The organism is Brevibacillus sp. AY1, from assembly GCF_029870785.1.
Taxonomy (GTDB): Bacteria; Bacillota; Bacilli; order Brevibacillales; family Brevibacillaceae; genus Brevibacillus; species Brevibacillus invocatus.
Genome location: NZ_JAFLPN010000017.1, coordinates 1 through 16,677, shown reverse-complemented (window position 1 = coordinate 16,677; position 16,677 = coordinate 1). Strand labels below are relative to the sequence as shown.

18 protein-coding genes are annotated in these 16,677 nt (G+C 43.0%); 1 reads left to right on the top strand and 17 read right to left on the bottom strand.

All coding sequences use genetic code 11. The annotated features are described in order from the left end of the window. Position 1: 1 nt before the first annotated feature. The 17 genes from JZI27_RS14510 to flgM all read right to left on the bottom strand — a co-directional run bounded on the left by JZI27_RS14510 (position 2) and on the right by flgM (position 14,866). Complete coding sequence (locus tag JZI27_RS14510; RefSeq protein WP_280207946.1) at positions 2 to 646, bottom strand: acetyltransferase; 645 nt, start codon at positions 644 to 646, stop codon at positions 2 to 4. After that, complete coding sequence (gene neuB, locus JZI27_RS14505; protein ID WP_280207944.1) at positions 643 to 1,719, bottom strand: N-acetylneuraminate synthase; 1,077 nt, start codon at positions 1,717 to 1,719, stop codon at positions 643 to 645. The genes JZI27_RS14510 and neuB overlap by 4 nt, the downstream gene beginning before the upstream one ends. Then, positions 1,719 to 2,384, bottom strand: a complete 666-nt coding sequence (locus JZI27_RS14500) for a PIG-L deacetylase family protein (RefSeq protein WP_280207943.1) — start codon at positions 2,382 to 2,384, stop codon at positions 1,719 to 1,721. Before JZI27_RS14500 ends, neuB begins: the two co-directional genes overlap by 1 nt. After that, positions 2,381 to 3,271, bottom strand: a complete 891-nt coding sequence (locus JZI27_RS14495; RefSeq protein ID WP_280207942.1) for a methionyl-tRNA formyltransferase — start codon at positions 3,269 to 3,271, stop codon at positions 2,381 to 2,383. The genes JZI27_RS14500 and JZI27_RS14495 overlap by 4 nt, the downstream gene beginning before the upstream one ends. Then, the gene (gene neuC / locus JZI27_RS14490; protein WP_280207941.1) at positions 3,268 to 4,440 is read right to left on the bottom strand and encodes a UDP-N-acetylglucosamine 2-epimerase; all 1,173 of its coding nucleotides are present in this window, start codon (positions 4,438 to 4,440) and stop codon (positions 3,268 to 3,270) included. Before neuC ends, JZI27_RS14495 begins: the two co-directional genes overlap by 4 nt. Beyond that, on the bottom strand, positions 4,433 to 5,614 hold the full coding sequence (locus tag JZI27_RS14485; RefSeq protein WP_280207940.1) for a LegC family aminotransferase: 1,182 nt from the start codon (positions 5,612 to 5,614) through the stop codon (positions 4,433 to 4,435). Before JZI27_RS14485 ends, neuC begins: the two co-directional genes overlap by 8 nt. After that, on the bottom strand, positions 5,611 to 6,621 hold the full coding sequence (locus JZI27_RS14480) for an NAD-dependent 4,6-dehydratase LegB (protein WP_280207939.1): 1,011 nt from the start codon (positions 6,619 to 6,621) through the stop codon (positions 5,611 to 5,613). Before JZI27_RS14480 ends, JZI27_RS14485 begins: the two co-directional genes overlap by 4 nt. Position 6,622: 1 nt before the next feature. Beyond that, on the bottom strand, positions 6,623 to 8,512 hold the full coding sequence (locus tag JZI27_RS14475) for a motility associated factor glycosyltransferase family protein (protein ID WP_280207938.1): 1,890 nt from the start codon (positions 8,510 to 8,512) through the stop codon (positions 6,623 to 6,625). Positions 8,513 to 8,531: 19 nt separating this feature from the next. Beyond that, the gene (locus tag JZI27_RS14470) at positions 8,532 to 9,095 is read right to left on the bottom strand and encodes a DUF8042 domain-containing protein (protein WP_280207937.1); all 564 of its coding nucleotides are present in this window, start codon (positions 9,093 to 9,095) and stop codon (positions 8,532 to 8,534) included. A gap of 128 nt (positions 9,096 to 9,223) precedes the next feature. Beyond that, positions 9,224 to 10,156 carry a flagellin N-terminal helical domain-containing protein gene (locus tag JZI27_RS14465; protein ID WP_280207936.1) on the bottom strand — a complete coding sequence of 311 codons (933 nt, stop codon included), beginning with the start codon at positions 10,154 to 10,156 and terminating at the stop codon, positions 9,224 to 9,226. Between the two features lie 185 nt (positions 10,157 to 10,341). Then, positions 10,342 to 10,590: a carbon storage regulator CsrA gene (gene csrA, locus JZI27_RS14460; protein ID WP_280207934.1), complete on the bottom strand. Its 249-nt coding sequence runs from the start codon at positions 10,588 to 10,590 to the stop codon at positions 10,342 to 10,344. Between the two features lie 13 nt (positions 10,591 to 10,603). Beyond that, positions 10,604 to 11,020: a flagellar assembly protein FliW gene (fliW, locus tag JZI27_RS14455; RefSeq protein ID WP_280207932.1), complete on the bottom strand. Its 417-nt coding sequence runs from the start codon at positions 11,018 to 11,020 to the stop codon at positions 10,604 to 10,606. Between the two features lie 13 nt (positions 11,021 to 11,033). Beyond that, on the bottom strand, positions 11,034 to 11,612 hold the full coding sequence (locus JZI27_RS14450) for a DUF6470 family protein (RefSeq protein ID WP_280207930.1): 579 nt from the start codon (positions 11,610 to 11,612) through the stop codon (positions 11,034 to 11,036). A 29-nt stretch (positions 11,613 to 11,641) separates the two neighbouring features. Further along, on the bottom strand, positions 11,642 to 12,544 hold the full coding sequence (flgL, locus tag JZI27_RS14445) for a flagellar hook-associated protein FlgL (RefSeq protein WP_280207928.1): 903 nt from the start codon (positions 12,542 to 12,544) through the stop codon (positions 11,642 to 11,644). 15 nt (positions 12,545 to 12,559) lie between these two features. Then, positions 12,560 to 14,047: a flagellar hook-associated protein FlgK gene (flgK, locus tag JZI27_RS14440; protein WP_122907126.1), complete on the bottom strand. Its 1,488-nt coding sequence runs from the start codon at positions 14,045 to 14,047 to the stop codon at positions 12,560 to 12,562. A gap of 14 nt (positions 14,048 to 14,061) precedes the next feature. Continuing rightward, positions 14,062 to 14,550, bottom strand: a complete 489-nt coding sequence (locus JZI27_RS14435; RefSeq protein WP_348521367.1) for a flagellar protein FlgN — start codon at positions 14,548 to 14,550, stop codon at positions 14,062 to 14,064. Between the two features lie 40 nt (positions 14,551 to 14,590). After that, positions 14,591 to 14,866: a flagellar biosynthesis anti-sigma factor FlgM gene (gene flgM / locus JZI27_RS14430; protein ID WP_122907127.1), complete on the bottom strand. Its 276-nt coding sequence runs from the start codon at positions 14,864 to 14,866 to the stop codon at positions 14,591 to 14,593. 267 nt (positions 14,867 to 15,133) lie between these two features. Here flgM and JZI27_RS14425 point away from each other — a divergent pair, with 267 nt between their 5' ends. Continuing rightward, positions 15,134 to 16,594, top strand: coding sequence for an RNA-guided endonuclease InsQ/TnpB family protein (locus JZI27_RS14425; protein ID WP_280207923.1), 1,461 nt, complete (start codon positions 15,134 to 15,136; stop codon positions 16,592 to 16,594). Positions 16,595 to 16,677 lie beyond the last annotated feature (83 nt).

Genomic DNA, 16,677 nt, shown 5'->3' with positions numbered 1-16,677 from the left:
CTCACTCCTTTCCGGGAGTATCTGTCGAGATTTTTCGTGCTGGGACTCCCGCAACCTTGATGTTCGCCTCTACATCTCGAACCACTACCGCACCAGCACCTACAATGCTTTTCCTTCCAATAGTCAACCCCTGAATCGCAACAGCGCCAGTGCCAATATGAACGTCGTCAGCCACCGTAACATTCCCTGACAATACACATCCGGGTGCTATATGGACGTGCTCACCAATCAATCCGTTGTGATCAATCATGGTTCGGGTATTTATGATTGTATTGACCCCGATACGGGTACCTGTTTGGACGATTACCCCAGCCATGAGCTGGACCCCTTCCTCCAGCACTGCATTCGGTGAAACAATAGCGGATGGATGAATGATAGTAGGAAAAGAATATCCTTTCTCTTTCCAGGTCAGAAACAGCCCTTTTCGTCTACTATTATCACCTACTGAGCCTATACCATTGACTAGCCAGATGTCATCTGGACTATAGCTATCTACCACATCATCAAGACCAAGCCATGGAATTGCCCCAATCGAATCACGTCGGGTAAGATCAGTAAAACCTAGAACGGTTCGTCCGCATAATTGCATAGCTTCCATGACAACCTTCGCATGACCACCGCCGCCTAAGACGATATACGGTCTCATGGGCGGATCACTTCATCTTCTTCATAATCCCGGGAAGCCGGCGTGCCGAGTAAATCCCAGTATTGCATCGGCGATATGCCATTTCCTGGGCGTTTTGCAGATATATTTTCTTTCGTAAATAGTTCTCCTATCTTTATTGGTTTTATCGCTACAATGCTCTTTCTTACGATCTGCCTATTTTTGAGTTCTGAACTTGCTGGAAGTTTGTTTGAACAGCCCAATGCTTTTTCAACTAGACGCAAGGAATTAACCATTTGTTTTAATTCATTCGGTTCAATAGATGCCCGATGATCAGGTCCTGGAAGTGTCCGATCGAGTGTAAAATGCTTTTCAATTACTTTAGCGCCACAAGCAACTGCTGCAATTGGAATGGTAATGCCATCTGTATGGTCAGACAAACCTACTGGTAATCTAAAAGCCTTTTCTAACGTTTCCAGTACACGTAAATTGACTTCTTCAAAGGGGGCAGGATACTCAGTCGTGCAATGAAGCAAAGTAACTTTTTTTTGTAGTAACTCCCTTCCTTCATCACAAAAATACGCATTTTGAAACTTCTCTCTAGAAGGTAACTGATCCCTATTCAAGTATCCATAAGCTAGGACTCCAAGCGCTTCCTCGATATCACCAAGCGTACTCATACCTGTTGATAGCAAAATAGGTAGGTCTGTTTGGGCCGCTTTCAATAATAAAGGTGCGTTTGTTATTTCACCAGACGGAATTTTTATCTGATGTACCCGAATTTTTTTAGCTAGCAAATCAACACTCTCTAGATCAAAAGGCGTGGAAAGAAATTCAATTTTACACTCAGTACAACATTCAACAAGTACTTCGTGCATCTTTTCATCCATTTCTAATTTCTTAACCATTTCCAATTGTGTTTCTTCATATTTAGTTGTCTTTATTTGATACTCCGCCTTTTCGGCATACTTACTTATAATTTTTTCAGCGCGAAATGTCTGAAATTTCACAGCGTCTGCACCAGCTTCAGCGGCACGGTAAACCATTTCTTTGGCCATTTCTAATGAACCGTTATGATTCACACCTGCCTCTGCAATGATAAATGTCTTCTTCATTACCACACCTCTTTCAGCAACATAAAAGCTTCTGCCGCTTTGCAACCTGCTGCAGTTCCTCGAACTGCTGACAAAGCACGGATAGACTCTTCGCTCCGAGGAAATGGAAAGGTCCCCATTTCGCTTTCAAACACTTTCATGATTTCAATTTTCTTATCTAGGTATGCCTCAATATCGGAATAAACAGTTGGACGAAAGCCGTTTGTGTCAGGATTTAGCCCAAAATCAGTCTCAGATAAAGTCTCATAAACCATCACTTTTTTTACAGACGGATATCGAAACCATTTAGTACAAGCCACTGCAGCGTCAAATACAGCCTTATGATCGGAGTGAGCATCGCCCTGATAAGGAAGGTAGATAATATTTGGTTTTATCCTTGCTAATACCTCTCCTATACTTGAAACCATGCTAGAAAGCGGAATAGTATCAAGTTGGGTAGTGCAATAATCCAATTGAATTACATTATCAAAGTTGTACATTTGAACTACCTGTTCGATTTCCTCTTGCCTTTTCTTAATACGATCTTTTGAAAAGGATGAATCACCCATTTTTGTGACAATCAACCATGAAACTAAATCGTTCATATACTTATGCTTTAATAAAGTACCACCGCAACCCAATGTTTCATCATCAGGATGAGGTGCGATTACAAGAACTGTATTCAAAAATAGCACCCTTCCTCAGGTAGATTCGTAAATTCGTGATCAAGAATTCGAATGATCCCTTCTCCGCATTTCACATATAGTGAACTTGTTTCTACCTTCAACACTTTTCCAGGCTCAAGATGACTAAAGTCATCCTGTTCTAAGACAATCTCCGTCTTCCAAATTTTTATCTCCTGCCCTTGGTACAAACAATGTGCACCAACGTATGGCCTAGCTAAGGCTTTGACTAGATTATGGATGGATCGGGCTGACATCCTCCAATCTATTTCCCCATCTTGCTTTGTTCTTTTTCTCCAATAATTCGCTTTACTATCATCTTGAGGAAGACGTTTATAAGAGCTCTGGGATAACTCCCTAGTGAACTGTAAAATTTGAATAGCTGCTATATTGGAGAGTTTGGAATATAGTTTACCAGCATCGTCACTATCTTCAACAGAGAGAAATTCTTGACTAATGATATCTCCTGAATCAGCTCCCTCATCCATAAAGAAGAAAGTAGAGGCTGTAGAGGTTAACCCTAAAGCAATCGTCCAGATAATTGGATGTCTCCCTCTATTTTTCGGAAGAGGAGTGGGGTGATAGCCAATTACCCCCAGCCTAGGAATATTCAATACTTCTTGGGGAAGCAAATTCGACCACCCAAAGCAATAAACTACATCAGGATTTTTATCCTTAATCCAATCTTCCATTTGTACTTCTGGTTGTTTATCAATTAACAAGCAAGGTATGTTTTTCTCTTTTGCAATTCCTTCTAATGACGAAAAATCTGCATTATAGGAAGAAAATTTCTTTGTTATGACACCTATAACTTCAGCTTCTGAACACTGTAATACCTGTTTAAGCGCCATTTCGCTGAATTTTACACATCCAATAAACACAATCTTCATTTCACTTCACCAACATCATAGAAAGATTTCACTATAAGCTCATCCAATGCAGCACTTTTTATCTTATCTTTAACTTGGAAGGATACATCTCCTTCACCATAAGGAGACTTCATGTTTTCAATACTTTTCCTAAATGCTTCTGAAATTGCCTTCAATATCGCTTTTTTTATTTCGTTTTTTGAGTCACTACAATCAATGACCGAAACTGGTTTAATACGTCCCTTTTGTCTATCTCCAATATTTACTGTTGGTTTCTTAAAATAGGGTACCTCGATCAAACCGCTGGAGGAATTGCCCAATACTATATCACAGTGATTAATTGCACTTAAATACTTCAGTTGTCCTAATGAAGTAAATGCAATGGCTCTATTTGGATGATGATTTACGTAATCATCAATCATCTGAGAAATCAGTCGACCACTAGTATCAGCATTCGGTTTTGTAAAAATGATTTTTGCCTCAGGAAAATCATCAAGTGCAGAAAACAACTCATTAAGACTATCCCTCGGGCTCATTTTGCTAAGAGTTACAGGGTGATAGGTAACCAAGAAATTTATCGGACCCAATTTAAAATTGATAGCGTCTTGAAATTCCTCTTTATTAAGTAATTTAAGCTTTTTAATTTGGTCGATTCCTATTGCCCCTACATTAAAAACCCTTCCAGGATCTTCACCTAATTGGATTACCCGTTTCCGATATTCTTCAGTCGCAACGAAATGTAGATGCGACATTTTGGTAACTGAATGGCGAATCGACTCATCAATTAGCCCTTCCGTTCTTTCTCCACCGTGCAAATGTGCGATTGGAATACGTGCTACCATAGCCGCTTGTGCTGCTGCTAATATTTCAAAGCGGTCGCCTAATACAACGACAATATCAGGTTTTAATCTCTCAAAAGCATTAGCAAAACCGATCGTACCCAACCCCATTGAAGTAGCGACTCCAACCGGAGTATCGCTCGACAATAGCATTTCGATCTTTTCATCTATAATGAAACCATCTTGCTCAATTGTACGATAGGTCAAACCAAATTCCGGAGACAAGTGCATACCTGTAGCCACAACTTGCAGTTGCAAATCTTGATCACCTTGTATTTCCTTCATTAACCAATAAAGAAGACCATACTCTGCTCGAGTACCAGTAACAACACAAATTTTCCGTCTAGACATAAATAGCCCCCAGGCAGGAACTGCTAGGTATGTTAATAACTGTTCTCTCCAATTCCCTCGCTACAGACAAATCCATTTTTGGTGCATTGGCATACATCGGTAAATCACAAAGTAGCTTCCATACTGGTCTTGTCATCAAGCCTCGTTCATTCGTCACCTGCAAGATCTCATCGCGCAATCTACTATACTTTGGGGAAACCTGAATTGCATTCAGCCAATAATTGCTTTGTGCAAAATCCGGTTCCGCAAAGAAAGTGACTCCCTCTATTCGCGCAAAAGTTTTTTGATAAGTTCGTGCCAAAGCTCTTTTTTCTTGGAGAAAATCCGGCAGTTGTTCCAATTGAGCACATCCCAAAGCTGCATTCAAATTTGGCATCCGATAATTGTATCCAATTTGATCATGATTGAACTCCCATTTATGAGGGAGCTTGGCAGTCGTTGTGAGGTGTTTGGCCAACCGTCCCAACATCTCGTCGTTCGTCAAAATCGCTCCACCACCACCGGTCGTCATGATCTTGTTTCCATTGAAGCTCAACGCCGATACTCGTCCGACATTTCCTGTATGACATCCTTTATAGAAGGATCCCAAAGACTCAGCTGCGTCTTCTATGAGCTCAAGGCGGAAGCGCTGGCACACCTCCATCAGCGGATCCAAATCCACAGGATGTCCGAAGGTATGCATGGGCACGATCGCTTTGATTCGTCTGCCCGTTTCTTTATTGTAGCAAACACCGCCTTTCACTACGGTGATGTCATGCAAATAGGCATCCAGCTTAAAGGGATCGACCCCCATTGTCAGATGGGAGCTATCTACGAAATGCGGTACAGCTTCGCAGTAGCTAACCGCATTGGCTGTCGCAATAAAAGTTAATGCAGGGAGAAGCACCTCATCCCCACGCTCGACACCTACTAACTTGAGGCATATATGTAAAGCGGCCGTGCCATTAACTACGGCTACAGCACGCTTAACACCCGTATATTCACGCAGCATCTCTTCAAATCGGTCAACATACTTGCCTACCGAAGAAACCCATCCTGTATCTAGACATTCTTTTACATAACTCCACTCATTCCCTTTGAAGGAGGGTTCATGCAAGGCGATGAAATCCTTTCCAGAGGGCATACATGATTGGATGGAAGCAACAATATTTTCGAGAATTTCAGCATGTCTCATACGTTATAGATCCCTGCCTTGTATTGGCGCAAATTGTTGGGCTGCGTAAACCATTCAATCGTTTCAGAAAGACCGCGCTTGAAGCCATCCAGCTCGCCATAAACGGGCTCCCATCCCAAAAGCCTTTTCGCTTTTCTATTGTCTGCCCACAGTCGCTCCACTTCACTTTTATCGGGACGCAGCCGTTGGTCGTCGGTCAAGATTTCAATCTCTTGTCCCATAATCTCGGCAATTAAGCGCGCAGTCTGACCAATCGAAACCTCGTAATTGCTGCCGATATTGATCACCTGTCCTACAGAGCGCTCCGATTCGGCTACGGCCATAAATCCCGCAACGGTATCCTGTACATAATTGAAGTCTCTGGTTGGATGCAGGGAACCGAGACGTATCCTATGTTCACCACTTGCAATCTGCGTAATGATAGTGGGGATCACCGCTCTAGCTGACTGCCTTGGACCGTAAGTGTTGAACGGCCGGATGATGGAAACAGGTGTACTAAACGAATTGTAAAAAGACATCGCCATCTGGTCAGCTCCGATTTTACTCGCAGAGTAAGGGGACTGCCCTTGGAGCGGATGTTCTTCCGTGATGGGTACAAATCTGGCTGTTCCATAAACCTCACTCGTCGAAGTATGAACTACCTTCTCGACCTCCAGTTCCCGAGCTGCCTGGAGGACATTCAACGTACCTTTGATATTCGTATCCACATAGGTATCGGGGGAATGGTAGGAATAAGGAATCGCGATGAGAGCCGCTAGATGAAGCACGACATCACATCCCTTCATTGCTTGTTTTACTCCGTGAGGATCGCGGATGTCTCCGGGGAAAACCTCCAGCTGCTTGGTGATTTCTTGCGGAGCATGATCCAACCACCCCCAGGAGTTGAAGGAATTGTACATCACGAAAGCCTTTACGTCATGTCCTTGTTTGACTAACGCTTCCGTAAGATGCGATCCGATGAAGCCATCCGCTCCTGTAATAAGTATTTTTTTTCCACTCAGAACCATGTTATTTATCTCCTAGGTTTTTGTTATATAACAATTTAATTTTTCCATGTAACTCATTCATTAACGGTTCTACAATGGCTGTATTGAGAAGACAATGATCCAAGTATGATCCAAACTCATCTACCACCCTTTGGGCCTTCGTAATTTCATCCTTCTGATATCGAATCTCTTGAAACATACTCATTACGACCTCAAAATGCACGCGACTCATTCTATTTATCATATGAAGATAGAACTTATTGTTTTGTAACCGAGTGAATTTATCATCAAATTTGTTAAAAAGTTTGTTCAAACGTTTCCTGTTCTTCATTTCTGCTTGGCGTGAAATATCTGATAAAATCTTTCTAAACTCAAAAACGATTATTTTAAATTTTTCCTTCTCTTGCTCCATAACCTGCGATTGCGTCAACGCGTAACTAATATCATATCCCCGAGAAGATACATGATGCTCCCAATTACTTTCAACAACTTGATTAACCAGTATTTCATTAATAACGTTTTTCATCGGAATATAATTAGTACCAGCTATCTCAGCGCCACCAACCGTAGTATTTATCACATTCTTCATCCCGTTACTTCGTATACAATTCTCAATTTGCAGTCTCATACTATTCAAACCATGACTTGTAAATATTTCGTTTCCCTCGATATCCTTAACCTTAACAAGATTTTTATCAGAATTTCTTGAAGTAGGTATATGATCATAGTCAATACCTTTAGCGTAGTACTGATTGTCTCTATACGCCAAATTTTGTCCGACCAACACCACCGGATTGGCACCTAATTTTGCCAAAAGTTGCAGTGTGACAACTGCAATCGTTGGGGCATCATTCAGAAATATAAGCGGCTCTCCATCATTTCTTTTAAGGTAGTGATAGGCAATCAAATCTTGGTTTATTAACATATGGTATTTAGGTCCTAAATATTTTTGAAGTATTTCGTATGCAACGGTACTCCCAAATATCATTGGAATATTGTCCAAGCCTCTTTCTATAAGATTTGCGAAAACAACCTGATTTAATTCACTGGGGTCATATGTACATACTGCATCTGGGATAATATCGTTGGATAATAAAGCATTAATAGCAGAGCCTATAGAAAAAATGTAAGCCAGCTTATTTTCTTTGACATAACGAATGTTTTCGATTTCCTCTTCTAACGACGGACCAGCAGCCACTATCAATACAGGCTTATTCTTAAATAGTTTAGAGTCTACATGTAAAATATCCGACGATGTTAGTACATTGTATAAGTTATTAATACCATTTATAATCCAACGTTTTTCGAAAGCAATATTAATTCTCATCTCAGATTTTTTATTTATAATCGATTTTGAAAAGTTATTCTCAAAGTAACTAAACTCTTCCCTAAATAGCCTTCTATAACTGGGTAATATAATAACTAGTGTTTTCTTTGCAGCTATCTTTAATATGGAAGAAACGCATACTAATGATTCTTGTTCATTTTCTACTAGATAAATATCTTTCAGAGATCCACTCGAAAAGTCATCGAGTTTTTTATTTGATAGATATTGATATAGTATCTCCTTGTTTGGCTCGCATATTGAAAATGTGATATTTGGATACCTTTTTGTAAAAACTTCAATATGATACCCCAATCCCACGCCAAAAAATACTACATGTTGATACTGTGTTATTTCATTTCTATATTGATCAATGATTTGCTCAGCTTCCTGAAGAGGGTCATATTTACTATGGATAAACGTAGTAAGTCCTTGACTGTTCTTTTTTGTAAGTGTAGGGAGTCCTATTTTTGATTGAATCAATTCAATGTCATTTACCCAATCAAACTGTTGCTCGAATTGATACAATCTATCCCAAACTGATGGAGCCAACTTTTTAAGATAAGAAATATTATCTGTTAATATCACGATTATTTCTCCTCTAAAATCAATGAACTTTTATTTCAAGATGAATTTGATTTAATATGTCACTGATCTCATAATTGATAATATCTGCGACTAAAATCGTGTCAGTCACTTCTATCGCTTGGAGAAGGTTTACAATACTACTATCAAGTGAAGAAACCAACTCTTCTAGTGTTACTACGTTTTTTTCCTGAAGGAAATTCAATGCTTGATTAATCCACTGTAAACCTTCAATTAACTCCGAAAACTCAACCCATGTTTTAGGCTCCGGATCTTGATAAAACTCTTTAGAGAGTGATTCTAATTGAGGTAGTACATTACTTAAATAACCACTTAAAGAATCCATCACTTCATCCACGAACTCTTCTTCAGTACTAGTCACAACTTGGATTCTTTCAATATCACGAATGTCCATCTCATTTATATATTGAGTGTAATCACCGATAACTTCTGTGTCATTAACGATGATATTTTTGATGATTATTTTTTTATCTTTTAAGAAACATTCGATATCTGTCAATACTTGTTCTATTGAAGAATTATTGTTTCCATAATAAAATTTATGATTTTGAATTGTAACTTCCATAGTATCTCCGTCCTTTCTATTACTATATATATCGGCGATAATCTCCCCTGACTTAACAACAGTTCATTGGGTAATTAATACCAAAAAGGGACCCTTCGTTTCCAAAGGGTCCCTTTTTATAATACTTTTTAACGCAACAATTGTAGTACACCTTGCGGCAATTGATTCGCTTGTGCAAGCATTGCCTGGGAAGCTTGTGTAAGAATATTATTCTTTGTAAATTGCATTTGTTCTTTCGCCATATCAACATCGCGGATACGGGATTCTGCTGCAGTCAAGTTTTCAGCTGTAATATCGAGGTTATTGATGGTATTTTCCAGGCGGTTTTGGTTTGCACCCAAGTAAGAACGGGCAGCACTCACTTTGTTAATGACAGCTTCAATACCTGCCAATACAGCGCGAGCACCTGATTGAGTGCCAATATTCCATCCAGAAACAGTTGCGGATACACCACCTGCTGGAGCACCAGAACCAGATACTGCTGGAGCACCAGAACCAGATACTGCTGGAGCACCAGAACCAGATACTGCTGGAGCACCGGAACCACCGGCTACTACCGTAGCAAGAGTAAACTTAGTCAGATCCAAATCTAATGTTTGTGTAGATCCTTCGCCAATTTGGAAGCTGATCGTACCGCTAGCGGTAGCATTAAGAAGATTAATTCCGTTAAATTTAGTATTGTTCTGAATGTTAGTAATCTCTTTGTTCAATTCAGTAAGCTCTTCTTGCAAGCGTGAGCGGTCAGCTGCGCTGTCATAAGTACCGTTCGCAGATTGTGTAGCAATTTCCTTGATGCGGACCAGCATATTGTTTACAGTTTGAAGCGCACCCTCAGCAGTTTGGATTAGGGAGATACCATCTTGAGAGTTACGAGAAGCTTGCTCCATACCGCGGATTTGTCCACGCATGCGCTCGGAGATGGAGAGACCGGCAGCGTCGTCTGCTGCACGGTTGATGCGGTAACCAGAAGACAATTTCTCTACGTTTTTGCCAAGGTTGTTGCCGTTAACACCCAGTTGACGATGTGTGTTAATAGCTGACATATTGTGTTGAATAATCATACTCAATTCCTCCTTGAGAGTTCGACAGTCACGTCCCTGTGACTGTTGCTATTTATTTAGGAGTCATCGCAATCGCGCGCTTGCGACTTTGTCCCTACATTTCTATTATCGGATTCTCCTGACCAGGTTGTTAGCATTTTTAGGGTTTTTTCTTCTTTTTTCTGCAAAAAAATAAAAAAGATGATCTATTGACCATCTTCTGATTTCTGATTCATTTGTATCAGTTGTTTCAAAGCCGACCAATCGCTTTGATTGTGCGTAGCCAGCCTGTTCTCCTCCTGGATTGCATCGTAAATTTCCTTACGATACACATCCAGTTTTCTCGGAGCTTCGATCCCAATCCGCACCAAATCACCTTCAACGGAGATTACCTTAATTTCAATGGTGTCTCCAATCATTATGGATTCATTTTTCTTTCGAGAAAGGACCAACATGTCTGGACACCACCTACTCTTGATCCGCAGCTTGTTGTGCGAACAACGGCTGACGGATGGGATACGTATCTTCTGGCAAGATGACCTGTCTGCCCATTCGATTGGTTAGGTTGATTACAATCGGCGCTTTTAGATTGACTGTAGCCTGATTGTTGCCCCTGATCGTGACGATGGAAAACACCGCTACAGGAGACTCCTCGTTCAGATGAAGAGCTTCCTTGGATACGTCGGACAGCGTGAACTGGTATTCAGGGAAGAATGAAAAAGGATTTACCACCCAGAAGCCGATATCCTTTTCTTCTGTAGACTGTATAAGAAAAAAGGGACTTTCTTCTTCCTGGAGCAACTGAAAAAACTGCAAATGGGAAAAACCAGGAATGCCGTCCTCAAAAAAAAGCTTGCCCAATTCTACTTGCTGACTTGCGTTCATGTTTTCGCCTCGCTTACATCATTCGGTCCAACTGGCTACCCACGACATCAATTTTCAAGCTATTGTATTGTATCATATAAGGCTCTACCTTGCCTGGCGTATAGGATAATTCAGGCGGCTTGGTCACAGGATTCATGGTCATTCCGTTACGTTGGACCTGTATCACCACTGGCTTGAGTTGGATTTGAATATCTACACCTTCGTCTGCTGATGCAGAAGGAGGTCTATATCCGCCTTCCAGTACTCGTAGCCCTTTTTCCCTGCCAATGGCAGCGATGGCATTTTCTTTTGTATAAATGCGCATCAAGCGATCGCCTTCCTGACTCTTTTCAGCGATCGACTGCATTGCCTTTTGTTTTCCGTATGCCGCATTACTTTCACTAAATTGCGTTGAAGTCATGATGCCAATATTGGCACGAGCTTGACTAGAATCGATCGACAGTTCCAGTCGTGCTTGCTCAATATCCAGTTTGGCTGGCACCTGACTTAGATTCATCTCAGCAGCCGGTTGTCTGATTTCCTGTACAGGTTTATTGATGTTTAGGCCAAGACGGGCAAAAGTACTTTCCATCCGTAATTGTGCGATTGGCATCCTGTCAGCCTCCTGTATCTCAACTCACCTTATCGCAGGAAGTCCAGCAAGGTAGGCTGAATAATTCGGGCCCCTGCACCCAATGCCGCGTTATGCACGCTCTCCTGCGTTTTCAAATCTGTCATAACCTTTGCCATATCGGCATCCTCATTTTTGGACATCAAACCGGTGATGCTTACTTCCTGGGTATCCAGACGCTCCGCGATCAATTCCACGCGGTTTACACTCGCTCCCAAAGTTGCTCTTTCTGCAAGCAAGTTATCGAATTGATCATCCATCACCGTCTGGAACTGTGTAGCCGACCTTCCCGCTTTCAGTTCGTCGATGATATTATTCAACACTTTGAACACATTACCAGCGGCATTCGGGTAATTAAAAATATTTTGGGCATTTACGTTGGAAGTGACAAAGACATTCTGACTGACTTCGAGATTGATTGGAGAAGCATTTGTACTGACAAAGTCTCCTTTTCCACCTAGTGCATTGGCATCAAATGGAGCTTTATTCGTATCAGTTCCAGCAAAAATGTACTTGCCATTAATCTGCTGGTTTGCCAGCGTCCCCATGTGATTTTTCAGTTCCTCAATCTCCGCGCCCATCGTTTTCAAGTCATCAGGCGAGACGGCTCCATCTCCCGAGTAAACCAGCAGCTCTTTCACCCGCTTCATAATATTACCCATCTCATCCATCGTAGCATCGGTCATATCCATCCAAGACTGCGCTTCATCGACATTGCGCTTGTACTGATCATTTTCCATCAGAGAGGATCTGTAAAACATCCCCCGTGCAGCTACCACGGGATCATCAGAGGGCTTCTCAACTTTTCTTCCCGAAGAAAGCATGTGCTGCAGCTTGTCCATATTGTGCATCGAATTGTTCAGATTGCGAAGCATGTTGCTATTGAGCATGGTTTGCGTTACGCGTACTGACAAGACTCATTCCTCCTATTAGAGACCGACACGGCCCATGCCGTTGATAACTTTATCCAGCACTTCATCCATGCTCGTCATGACGCGGGCAGAAGCACTGTAGGCATGCTGGTATTTAACCATTTCAGCCATCTCTTCATCGATTGATACCCCGGAAACAGATTGGCGCTGGTTGTTGACTGTCCCCACAAGCATCTCCGCGTTCTTCTGGTTACGGATCGCTTCCTGCGCATCGATTCCCATCTGGCTGATGGTATAGCGGTAGTAGTTGTCCAAAGTAGAGCTCTCAGCCAAATCTGTAGGTCCAGTACCCGCTGCAAGTACTTTAAATTTGATCGAAGCGATTGCCAGGGCGCTTTCGTTGTTTCCTACCGGTGTCCCAGCTGCCTCTGGCTTGGCCGCTGCGATGGCATCCAGGCTTTGCATAATAGCAGGATTGACCACGATTTTAGAAGCGCCTTTTGGATAGTCCTTAGTCGCTGCGTTTGCAGCCAAGGCATCGGCATCCACGAAAAATGGAAGATCCTGCACCCCGCCATTGGCGATATCCGTAAGACTGCGTCCCGCGCGGTGGAGATCATTGATTTCTTTGGTCAGGTTGACTGCCAGAACGTCCAGCCGATTCAAAATGTTAGGGACGATTTGGTCCCGTGATTCAAGGGTTCCTGCGAGATAACCCGTTGTCGGAGTGAAAGCCGCTCCACCCAACGTGATGTTGCTTTTCCCCGTCACGGGATCTTGCGTCGCTACAAACGGCTGCGATGTCACACCAGTGACGAACGCACGCCCTTCAATGGTGATGTCAACCATGCCGTTCACCGTTTGAGTCGCTCTCACTTCTACGAGTTTAGAAAGTTTGTCGATGAGGACATCTCGTTGGTCGTACAAGTCGTTTGGGGAGTAACCATGCGGCTCCACATTCGCGATCTGACTGTTTAACGCTGCAATTTGCTGACCCAGGGAGTTGATCTCCAAGGATTTGACATTCACAACGTTGTCCAGGTCTGTCCGCACCTCTTCCAGATGCGTGTAGAGGGTATTGAAGGTATCCGCAACAGCCTTGCTGCGTTCACGGACTACTGCACGTGCAGACGTATCAGCAGGGTCCTTCGCCAGGTCCTGCCATGCTTGCCACATCTGGTCCATGACCTTCGCCAGGCCTGTATCAGACGGTTCGTTCATGATGCCTTCCAGTTTGTCCAGCGTCTCCGCGCGGGCATCCCAATAGCCTTGGCGTTTGTACTCGTTGCGGTATTGGATGTCGAGGAATTCTTCCCGCAGTCGCTGAATGCTGTCCGCACGAACTCCTGTCCCCATGAGTCCGGCTTCTACCCCCGCTTGAAGGCCGACATAAGGGAGGCCGTTCGTTGTCACCATATTGACTCGTTGCCGACTATATCCTTCTGTATTTGTATTGGCGATATTGTGACCTGTCGTATTCAATGCCGCCTGTTGAGCAAACAAACCGCGTTTGCTTACTTCCAGGCCGTGAAAGGTAGATCGCATCCTAGCACCTCTTTTTATGCTTTTTTATTGAAAAAATTCCGATTCGCCTGCTTGATATCATGGGTTGGTTTTCCGTAGATATAATCATCCTCAGGCGTATCCGTGATCAAATCCAGCGTCATGTTCACAAAAGAAAGGGATTGCTTGAGCAATTGCTGATTCAGCTCATTGGCATCTCGCAATTCCCCTACGATCCGACTCAGTTCTTCGCGGTACGTTGAGAGGCGCTGCTTCTCTTCCGCGCTGGTCGTCAACTTGATCAATTCAGCCAACGTACCTTCCTGCAAGGTAAATCCCTTTTCACTGGAAAGCTCTCGCACGGCGTTTTGCCGCGCCGTCTCCGCAGCCGTTACCCCTTTGATCAGCTTTTGTTCCTGTCGGGTAATAGCCACCAGCTCGTCGATCTCACCTTTGATCAGTATCTGCATCTTCTGCTCGGCCAGGGTATACATGGCTTTGTGCAGTTGGATCAAGTTGTCGAGCAGATCGTAGAGTGTCTCCATCTTCGTCATGTTGTTCCCTCAGCTTCCTCGAAGAAGTGTGCTACCATTTTTTCCAAAAGGAAAGGAACTTGTCCGCGATTTTCTCGCTAGGCACATGGTACGTGCCTTCCTGAACCTGTTTGCGCAGCTGCTCTACCTTTTCGCGGCGCGCAGGAGCATTCGGGTCTTCGATTTGTTTCAGCATCTCCATGGCCTCTGTAGAAATTTTCACTTCATCTTTTCCCATCGCCATTTTTCCTTTTTTGCTCACTGATGCGGTACCCGTCTTATTGTATGCCTGAATCATCCCTGTACGATTGGGTTCATGTATTCGCATGCGAAACCATCCTCTCAAGCGATCGGTTCTTCCTGATCGCCTTCTGTAGGTAAAATAAAATAAAACCGACGATACTTCTTAGTAGTATCATCGGCAATTTCGTTTCTAACGATTAGTTCTTTTCTTTGAAAACTATCTAAGTCAGGCGAGGTACTCCTACTTCATATAAGTGGGTGAATCGCTTTTCTTTTTGCCTGCTTTTGTATATAATTAAAACAAGAACAAATGTTCCTATTTAGGGATATAGGAAAAAGGAGGTGAAAAAACATGAAAGGCAAAAGTTCCTACCAAACCTACCAGATTTGGATCAAACCAGGCCATCGGCTGTTTCCATATTTTCAAGGGATGTGTCAACAAGCCAAAGGTTTGTATAACACCACGAACTTTTACATCCGACAGGTGTATACCGCAGTGACCCAAGAGAAGGGGCTTCAACCACTTCAACAGGAGGTGATGGATGCATTGATTCGGCATATTGATGCTATCAACGACAACCAGCTTCTCGCCTATCAGAAGAAACAAGAAAAGGAATGGTTGAAACCTTTAGAACAACGCAAAGAAGTCCATGCCAACCTCTTTTCTCTTCCGACGAAAGCGAATGCAATGATCACCTATCCCTTTCTCGATGCGTTATTTAAAGCGATAGGGCAAGAAAATTATCGTTCCTTGCCTGCGCAAAGCAGTCAAAACATCATGAAAGTCGTCTTTCAAAATTGGAAGAGCTTCTTCGCCTTGCGGAAGAAGTGGCGCGATCATCCTGTTTCTTTGACAGGAGAGCCGCGTATTCCGAAGTATTGCCGTACTTCGCAAAAAGAAGTGATTTTCACCAACCAGGATTGTAAAATCAAAAATCAGCGGTTCTTAAAGCTTCCCTATACGAAGCAACGCTTGAATATCGGCAAAGTGGGTTATACCAACGGAAAGCTGATGCAAGTTCGTGTTATTCCATCCTATGGACGTTATGTGGTCGAGCTGATCTTCACCTGCGAAGAACAGCTACAAGTGCATCCCACGCATCGGGTGATGGCGATGGATCTGGGCATTGATAACCTGGCAACCATTGTGACCAATACAGGCAGAACGCCAACATTGGTCAAGGGCAAGGTCGTCAAATCGATCAATCAGTATTACAACAAGCAGAAGGCGCACTATCATAGCATTTTGCGGCAAGGAAAGAAAGCGTACGAAGGTCAAATGACTTCGCAGCGCTTGGAACGTTTACATCGTAAACGATTTCTGAAAATCAAGGATTTCTTTCATAAAGCGAGTTATGCCATCATGGGAATCGCTTTGCAAGAGCGGATTGGAACCATTGTCATTGGTCACAACAAGCAATGGAAAAGCGAAGCCAACATGGGCAGGCGAAATAATCAGTCGTTTTGCCACATTCCGCATCATCTACTCATCCAGATGATTCTGTACAAAGCAAAACGCTTGGGCATTTCGACCGTCGTGCGAGAAGAATCGTACACCTCAAAGGCAAGCTTTCTAGATTGTGATGATATTCCCGTATATGGGGAAAGTGATACGAAAAAGCTCTTCTCGGGAAGACGGATCCACCGTGGCATGTATCGCTCTGCAACAGGCATGTGCATCAACGCTGATGTGAATGGTGCATACAACATTTTGCGAAAAGAAGTTCCAACGGCATTTGCTAATGGAATAGAGGGGTTGGACAGCCTTATGGCTGTCGCAGTGTCAACTCCGCTTGTGTTAAGCGTCCGATAAGGACGAGACAATCGGGTAGGAGGCTACCCATTATTTGAGTAGCCGACCTCCCACACCACCGTACGTACCGTTCGGTATACGGC

Excerpts from the sequence above, each read along its gene's own strand:
- JZI27_RS14450 (WP_280207930.1), bottom strand. The coding sequence starts at position 11,612 with ATGCCAATCGCACAATTACGGATGGAAAGTACTTTTGCCCGTCTTGGC.
- flgM (WP_122907127.1), bottom strand. The coding sequence starts at position 14,866 with ATGCGAATACATGAACCCAATCGTACAGGGATGATTCAGGCATACAAT.
- csrA (WP_280207934.1), bottom strand. The coding sequence starts at position 10,590 with ATGTTGGTCCTTTCTCGAAAGAAAAATGAATCCATAATGATTGGAGAC.
- neuB (WP_280207944.1), bottom strand. The coding sequence starts at position 1,719 with ATGAAGAAGACATTTATCATTGCAGAGGCAGGTGTGAATCATAACGGT.
- JZI27_RS14470 (WP_280207937.1), bottom strand. The coding sequence starts at position 9,095 with ATGGAAGTTACAATTCAAAATCATAAATTTTATTATGGAAACAATAAT.
- JZI27_RS14465 (WP_280207936.1), bottom strand. The coding sequence starts at position 10,156 with ATGATTATTCAACACAATATGTCAGCTATTAACACACATCGTCAACTG.
- JZI27_RS14435 (WP_348521367.1), bottom strand. The coding sequence starts at position 14,550 with ATGGAGACACTCTACGATCTGCTCGACAACTTGATCCAACTGCACAAA.
- JZI27_RS14425 (WP_280207923.1), top strand. The coding sequence starts at position 15,134 with ATGAAAGGCAAAAGTTCCTACCAAACCTACCAGATTTGGATCAAACCA.
- JZI27_RS14510 (WP_280207946.1), bottom strand. The coding sequence starts at position 646 with ATGAGACCGTATATCGTCTTAGGCGGCGGTGGTCATGCGAAGGTTGTC.
- flgK (WP_122907126.1), bottom strand. The coding sequence starts at position 14,047 with ATGCGATCTACCTTTCACGGCCTGGAAGTAAGCAAACGCGGTTTGTTT.
- neuC (WP_280207941.1), bottom strand. The coding sequence starts at position 4,440 with ATGTCTAGACGGAAAATTTGTGTTGTTACTGGTACTCGAGCAGAGTAT.
- JZI27_RS14485 (WP_280207940.1), bottom strand. The coding sequence starts at position 5,614 with ATGAGACATGCTGAAATTCTCGAAAATATTGTTGCTTCCATCCAATCA.
- JZI27_RS14495 (WP_280207942.1), bottom strand. The coding sequence starts at position 3,271 with ATGAAGATTGTGTTTATTGGATGTGTAAAATTCAGCGAAATGGCGCTT.
- fliW (WP_280207932.1), bottom strand. The coding sequence starts at position 11,020 with ATGAACGCAAGTCAGCAAGTAGAATTGGGCAAGCTTTTTTTTGAGGAC.
- JZI27_RS14480 (WP_280207939.1), bottom strand. The coding sequence starts at position 6,621 with ATGGTTCTGAGTGGAAAAAAAATACTTATTACAGGAGCGGATGGCTTC.